Genomic DNA, 6,555 nt, shown 5'->3' with positions numbered 1-6,555 from the left:
CCGGGAGTCAGACAGTGAGTGCTAAGATCCATTGTCAAAAGGGAAACAGCCCAGACCATCAGCTAAGGTCCCCAAGTGTGTGTTAAGTGGGAAAGGATGTGGAGTTGCACAGACAACCAGGATGTTGGCTTAGAAGCAGCCACCATTGAAAGAGTGCGTAATAGCTCACTGGTCGAGTGACTCTGCGCCGAAAATGTAACGGGGCTAAACACACCACCGAAGCTATGGCTTGATGGTTTGCATCAGGGGTAGGGGAGCGTTGTATACAGCGTTGAAGGTATACCGTAAGGAGTGCTGGAGCGTATACAAGTGAGAATGCCGGTATGAGTAACGAAAAGATCAGTGAGAATCTGATCCGCCGAAAGCCCAAGGTTTCCTGAGGAAGGCTCGTCCGCTCAGGGTAAGTCGGGACCTAAGGTGAGGCCGACAGGCGTAATCGAAGGACAACAGGTTGAAATTCCTGTACCACCGTAAACCGTTATGAGTGATGGGGTGACGCAGGAGGGTAGTGACGCGAGCTGATGGATGCTCGTCCAAGCAGTGAGGCTGGTGTGTAGGCAAATCCGCACACTTTAAGGCTGGGCTGTGACGGGGAGGGAAAATTATAGTACCGAAGGTCATGATCTCACACTGCCAAGAAAAGCCTCTAACCAGGTGAAGGTGCCCGTACCGCAAACCGACACAGGTAGGCGAGAAGAGAATTCTAAGGCGCGCGGAAGAACTCTCGTTAAGGAACTCGGCAAAATGACCCCGTAACTTCGGGAGAAGGGGTGCCCCGGTAGTGTGAATAGCACGAGGGGGCCGCAGTGAAAAGGCCCAAGCGACTGTTTAGCAAAAACACAGGTCTGTGCGAAGCCGCAAGGCGAAGTATACGGGCTGACGCCTGCCCGGTGCTGGAAGGTTAAGGGGAGCGGTTAGGGAGTAATCCCGAAGCTGTGAACCGAAGCCCCAGTAAACGGCGGCCGTAACTATAACGGTCCTAAGGTAGCGAAATTCCTTGTCAGGTAAATTCTGACCCGCACGAATGGCGTAACGACTTGGGCGCTGTCTCAACGAGAGATCCGGTGAAATTTTAATACCTGTGAAGATGCAGGTTACCCGCGACAAGACGGAAAGACCCCATGGAGCTTTACTGCAGCTTGATATTGGATTTGGGTACGATCTGTACAGGATAGGTGGGAGCCTTTGAAACCTGAGCGCCAGCTTGGGTGGAGGCGCCGTTGGGATACCACCCTGATCGTATCTAGGTTCTAACCTGGTACCGTAATCCGGTATGGGGACAGTGTCAGGTGGGCAGTTTGACTGGGGCGGTCGCCTCCTAAAGAGTAACGGAGGCGCCCCAAGGTTCCCTCAGAATGGTTGGAAATCATTCGAAGAGTGCAAAGGCAGAAGGGAGCTTGACTGCGAGACCTACAAGTCGAGCAGGGACGAAAGTCGGGCTTAGTGATCCGGTGGTACCGCATGGAAGGGCCATCGCTCAACGGATAAAAGCTACCCTGGGGATAACAGGCTTATCTCCCCCAAGAGTCCACATCGACGGGGAGGTTTGGCACCTCGATGTCGGCTCATCGCATCCTGGGGCTGAAGTAGGTCCCAAGGGTTGGGCTGTTCGCCCATTAAAGCGGTACGCGAGCTGGGTTCAGAACGTCGTGAGACAGTTCGGTCCCTATCTGTCGTGGGCGTAGGAAATTTGAGAGGAGCTGTCCTTAGTACGAGAGGACCGGGATGGACGTACCGCTGGTGCACCAGTTGTTCCGCCAGGAGCATGGCTGGGTAGCTACGTACGGACGGGATAAGCGCTGAAAGCATCTAAGCGTGAAGCCCCCCTCAAGATGAGATTTCCCAGTATGTAAGACCCCTTGTAGACGACGAGGTAGATAGGTTGGAGGTGGAAGTGCAGCAATGCATGGAGCTGACCAATACTAATCGGTCGAGGGCTTATCCAAAAAATACCCACCAAAGTGAAGAGCAGCGTTGAAGCTGATTCCGAGTACTTTGGCGGGGACCCGATAATTCTTAAAGCGCAGATTCGTTTCGTATCTAGTTTTCAGGGAGTCAAAAATGCTGATTTCACTTCAAGTGGGTGAGAGAAGCGTGCATGACTTTCAGCATTTGGCGATGCTGAAACCTGAATTATGCATTTGGTGATTAACCAATGCTCCGTTTGGTGGCGATAGCGGAGGGGTTCCACGCGTACCCATCCCGAACACGACCGTTAAGCCCTCCAGCGCCGATGGTACTTGGACCGAAGGGTCCTGGGAGAGTAGGACGTTGCCAAGCGATACATATTCCCTGATAGCTCAGTTGGTAGAGCACTCGACTGTTAATCGAGTTGTCACAGGTTCGAGTCCTGTTCGGGGAGCCACTTGTGGAGAGGTGTCCGAGTTGGCCGAAGGAGCACGATTGGAAATCGTGTAGGCGCCAAAAGCGTCTCGAGGGTTCGAATCCCTCTCTCTCCGCCAGCTTGGATTTTAATAGCGCGGCCCGTTGGTCAAGGGGTTAAGACACCTCCCTTTCACGGAGGTAACATGGGTTCGAATCCCATACGGGTCACTTTCTTATTAACATCATGGATGAGAATCCAAAAAAGGGTTCGTCGGAGCATTACTCCGTTAGCATCTGCATCGCAGTCTCGAACGAAGTGAGAGTATCCCATACAGGTCACTTAATATGGAGGCTTAGCTCAGCTGGGAGAGCATCTGCCTTACAAGCAGAGGGTCGGGGGTTCGATCCCCTCAGCCTCCACCATGATTTTTAAAAGAAAATAAGTGATTTTTTAATGACGCGGGGTGGAGCAGTCCGGTAGCTCGTCGGGCTCATAACCCGAAGGTCGTAGGTTCAAATCCTGCCCCCGCAATTATCTCCTTAAGATGGAGATCCCAAAGGCCGTGGAACCGTGGTGTAGAGGCCTAACATGCCTGCCTGTCACGCAGGAGATCGCGGGTTCGAATCCCGTCGGTTCCGCCATTTTAAATTGCTTCAGGGATGAGAATCCTCTTGAATTAAGAGCCATTAGCTCAGTTGGTAGAGCACCTGACTTTTAATCAGGGTGTCGAAGGTTCGAGTCCTTCATGGCTCACCAGTTTTATTTTTGGTTTTGCGGACGTGGCTCAGCGGTAGAGCATCGCCTTGCCAAGGCGAGGGTCGCGGGTTCGATTCCCGTCGTCCGCTCCATTTTTTTTGCCTTTACGGGCGCCCTTAGCTCAGCTGGATAGAGCGTTTGACTACGAATCAAAAGGTCAGGAGTTCGAATCTCTTAGGGCGCGTACTTATGTTTTATCGAGCCGGTGTGGCGGAATTGGCAGACGCGCGCGACTCAAAATCGTGAGGGAAACCGTGGGGGTTCGAGTCCCTTCACCGGCATTTTAACATTTTCAGATGAATAACGGGACGTAGCTCAGCTTGGTAGAGCACCTGGTTTGGGACCAGGGGGTCGCATGTTCAAATCGTGTCGTCCCGATCAGATCAACCACCGAATGAATTTCGGTGGTTTTTTGCTGTATAATTTGGTATTTCCCCGGTCACAATAAAGGAAAAAGATAGAGAATAGAAGGGGATTATCGTGAATGCAGCGCGAATCAAAAAGAAAATACAAAAGCAATGGAGACGTTGGAGACGCAGAGCGTTGACGCTGGGGATCTCTTCGTTAATGCTTGCCTTGGTCTGGCTCGGATCCTATCTTCCGGATCAGGTACAGAGCCTGCTCAGCACGAAACCGCCGGTTGCCATTGAAACGCTTCAGCATTATGAGCAGACGGAGGGTTCCGATGACACCGTGGATAATTCGGAATTCTGGAAGACGTTGAATCAAACGAAGGGTACAAACGAAGTAACCGTTCGCCAAGTTTATATATGCGGTGAGGAGGAACAGGTGCTCGGACAACTGAGCAGCGATGACATCTACTCCCTGATGAATGAGCATCCAACCTGGAAAGGCGAGTTTACCGGGAAGGGGCAAATCCGGTTTGAGGAAACCATTTCGGATCTATCCCCGACCTGTAAGGAACAGGCTTACATCAGCCTCGACAAAGATGGGAATCTGACCTTGTTCGAGGGACCGCCGACACACGAAAAGGTCATTAAAACCTTTTTCCAACTGGATATCAACTCGATGGAATCCTCCCTGCCGGACGGAGCCGTACAGCAGCTTTATGACGGCATCCGGGTTCAGGATATTGACGAATACAACAGCGTGCTGTCCACATTCAGCGATTATGCCCGAAAAGGGTAAAGCCCGGGATGTTCGATGTCCTTTGCTTTAAACGGATTTTCGATAAAAGGAATAGAACGCAAGTGAAAAAAGCTTTCCTGCCAGCGATGAGGCGAACAGGAAAGCTTTTTGCATTCATCCTATGGGGACTTAAACGGGCATCGTCCATTTCAATGGATCTGGAAGCCGCCCGGTCTGGATACCCGTTAGGGTGTCATACAGCTTTTGCGAGTATGGGCCGATTTGGCCGTTGTTAATGAGGACTTGCCGGTCATCCCAATATAATTCGCCGACAGGGGAAATGACAGCCGCCGTCCCCGTGCCGAACACTTCCTCCAATTCGCCCTTGGCATTGGCCTCAAAAATCTCTTCAATCGATATTTTCCGCTCTTCCACCGGGATGTTCCAGCTGCCGAGCAGCTCCAGAACCGAAGCCCGGGTCACACCTTCCAGTATGCTGCCGTTAATGGCCGGGGTGATCACTTTACCGCCGATTTTGAAAAAGATGTTCATGCTGCCGACCTCTTCAATGTACTTCTTTTCCAGCGCATCGAGCCACAGCACCTGGGAGTAGCCGCCTTTCTTGGCGTTGCTTTGGGCCTTGATGCTTGCGGCATAGTTGCCAGCTGCCTTCGCATGCCCGATTCCACCCTGCACGGCTCGGGTATAGGAGCTCTCCACATTAATTTTTACCGGGGCAAGCCCGCCCGAGTAGTAAGCGCCTACAGGAGACAGAATGACGATCAGCTGGTAGGTGTGGGATTCTCTCACGCCGAGGCAAGCTTCCGTAGCAATGATAAAAGGCCGGATATACAGCGATGTTCCTGGAGCCGTCGGAACCCAAGCACGATCGATGTTAATGAGGGTGCGGATCGCTTCAATGACAAAGTCGCCCGACACTTCAGGAATGCCCAAGCGTTCGTTGGAGCGGTTCAGCCGCGTCATGTTTTTGTCAGGGCGGAACAGAAGGAGGTCGCCGGAAGAAGTTTGGTATGCCTTCAGACCTTCGAACACTGCCTGCCCATAATGAAATACCATCGAAGCCGGATCCATCTGCAGCGGGGCGTAAGGAACGATCCGCGGATCATGCCATCCCTTCTCCAGCGTATAATCCATCATAAACATGTGATCTGTAAAATACTTGCCGAAGCCAAGCTTCTCGCTGTCCGGACGTGTTCGCGGCTCGGTGGTTAACTGAATGCTGATCTCTTGTGTCATTGCAACGCTCACCTCATCTATAGAAATTTATTATTCTCACTATAGGGAATAAAAAATGATTGGTCAATTCAATGTTATCAATTAAAATAATAGTTATTAACTATGGTTAGGGTGAAGGGGGAGGCTTATGGATTTCCGCCTGCTGGAATACTTTCTTGCCGTATGCGAAGAGCTTCATTTTACGAAAGCAGCCGTTCAATTGGGCATCAGCCAACCGACGCTCAGCCAGCAAATCCGCCTGCTCGAGGAGAGGGTGGGCATGCCCCTCTTTCAAAGGATCGGAAAGCGGAACTATTTGACGGAAGCGGGGCAAACGTTGAAGGAGCATGCGCTGAACATTTTTCATGAGCTGGAGCAGGCGCAGTCCGAAATCAATGAACTGAAAGGGATGCAGCGGGGGAGGCTGACGATCGGCTGCTCAGGCAACCATCTGCTGACGAGGACGCTGATTTCTTTTCACCAGAAGCAGCCGGGCATCTCGATTTCGGTCGTGGAGCTGGCGACGGAGGAAACGAGGGCCGGTCTGCTGGCTAACAAGCTGGATCTTGGAGTCGTTTTTCTCCCGCTGGAGGACGAGCAGCTGGTCAGCAAAGAGCTCTACACCGAAGAGCTGTGCCTGGCTGTGGCGAAGCAGCATCCCCTTGCAGCCGCAGAGGCTGTGAAATTGGACCAACTGACAGAGGTGCCGCTGATTCTTTTTCCTGAAAAGTTTCTGGTACGTCAAATGGTGGACAGCTACAGCGCTCAAGCAGGGGTGCAGCTTCAACCGGCGTTTGAGCTGTCGACGATGGACTCCATGCTGCAGATGGTCCGGCTCGGGGTCGGCGCGACCATACTACCCAGGTCCTACCTTTTACAAGGCTCCGATCCTTCGATCCGCACTGTACCGATCGTTGAGCCCGTCCCCCAGAAAAAGGTCGGCATCGTTTACCGGAAGCAGACGTTTCTGAGCACAGCGATGCTTGCTTTTATCAACGAGCTCATCCGGACGTTCACTCCTTCCGGGACGGAGTCTATGTAGGCTTGTCCCGGATGCAGGCATACCTCTTTTAGTAGAATCATAGACTTGGTATGAAGTTTTACATTATAATGAAGAGAACGAATACATATGTTCGCTTTATACCAAG

3 protein-coding genes, 11 tRNA genes and 2 rRNA genes (1 of these 16 only partly in view) are annotated in these 6,555 nt (G+C 52.0%); 15 read left to right on the top strand and 1 reads right to left on the bottom strand.

The window, feature by feature from the left end; translation table 11 throughout:
- From BCV73_RS20410 to BCV73_RS20345, 14 genes are all read left to right on the top strand, one after another.
- Positions 1 to 1,946: ribosomal RNA gene (locus BCV73_RS20410) — 23S ribosomal RNA — on the top strand; it begins 983 nt to the left of the window's first position.
- Between the two features lie 217 nt (positions 1,947 to 2,163).
- A 5S ribosomal RNA gene (rrf, locus tag BCV73_RS20405) occupies positions 2,164 to 2,280 on the top strand.
- Between the two features lie 9 nt (positions 2,281 to 2,289).
- A tRNA-Asn gene (locus BCV73_RS20400) sits at positions 2,290 to 2,365 on the top strand.
- A 5-nt stretch (positions 2,366 to 2,370) separates the two neighbouring features.
- Positions 2,371 to 2,462: transfer RNA gene (locus BCV73_RS20395), tRNA-Ser, on the top strand.
- Positions 2,463 to 2,481: 19 nt separating this feature from the next.
- A tRNA-Glu gene (locus BCV73_RS20390) sits at positions 2,482 to 2,553 on the top strand.
- Positions 2,554 to 2,672: 119 nt separating this feature from the next.
- Positions 2,673 to 2,748 (top strand) — tRNA-Val (locus tag BCV73_RS20385).
- 35 nt (positions 2,749 to 2,783) lie between these two features.
- A tRNA-Met gene (locus BCV73_RS20380) sits at positions 2,784 to 2,857 on the top strand.
- 33 nt (positions 2,858 to 2,890) lie between these two features.
- A tRNA-Asp gene (locus BCV73_RS20375) sits at positions 2,891 to 2,967 on the top strand.
- Between the two features lie 39 nt (positions 2,968 to 3,006).
- A tRNA-Lys gene (locus BCV73_RS20370) sits at positions 3,007 to 3,082 on the top strand.
- Positions 3,083 to 3,099: 17 nt separating this feature from the next.
- Positions 3,100 to 3,174: transfer RNA gene (locus BCV73_RS20365), tRNA-Gly, on the top strand.
- Positions 3,175 to 3,192: 18 nt separating this feature from the next.
- A tRNA-Arg gene (locus tag BCV73_RS20360) sits at positions 3,193 to 3,266 on the top strand.
- A gap of 17 nt (positions 3,267 to 3,283) precedes the next feature.
- Positions 3,284 to 3,363, top strand: a tRNA-Leu gene (locus BCV73_RS20355).
- Between the two features lie 23 nt (positions 3,364 to 3,386).
- Positions 3,387 to 3,460 (top strand) — tRNA-Pro (locus BCV73_RS20350).
- A 102-nt stretch (positions 3,461 to 3,562) separates the two neighbouring features.
- Positions 3,563 to 4,231, top strand: a complete 669-nt coding sequence (locus BCV73_RS20345) for a BofC C-terminal domain-containing protein (protein WP_076176974.1) — start codon at positions 3,563 to 3,565, stop codon at positions 4,229 to 4,231.
- Positions 4,232 to 4,360: 129 nt separating this feature from the next.
- Here the strand turns inward: BCV73_RS20345 and BCV73_RS20340 are convergent, their stop codons facing one another.
- On the bottom strand, positions 4,361 to 5,428 hold the full coding sequence (locus BCV73_RS20340) for a branched-chain amino acid aminotransferase (RefSeq protein ID WP_089548360.1): 1,068 nt from the start codon (positions 5,426 to 5,428) through the stop codon (positions 4,361 to 4,363).
- 127 nt (positions 5,429 to 5,555) lie between these two features.
- Between BCV73_RS20340 and BCV73_RS20335 the strand changes: the two genes are divergently transcribed.
- Positions 5,556 to 6,449, top strand: a complete 894-nt coding sequence (locus tag BCV73_RS20335) for a LysR family transcriptional regulator (protein ID WP_089548359.1) — start codon at positions 5,556 to 5,558, stop codon at positions 6,447 to 6,449.
- Positions 6,450 to 6,555 lie beyond the last annotated feature (106 nt).

Origin of the sequence: Paenibacillus sp. SSG-1 (assembly GCF_002224835.1) — a bacterium.
GTDB lineage: Bacteria > Bacillota > Bacilli > Paenibacillales > Paenibacillaceae > Paenibacillus_AQ > Paenibacillus_AQ favisporus.
Note: the sequence above shows the minus strand (reverse complement) of the source record. Positions and strands in the feature narration are given on the sequence as shown.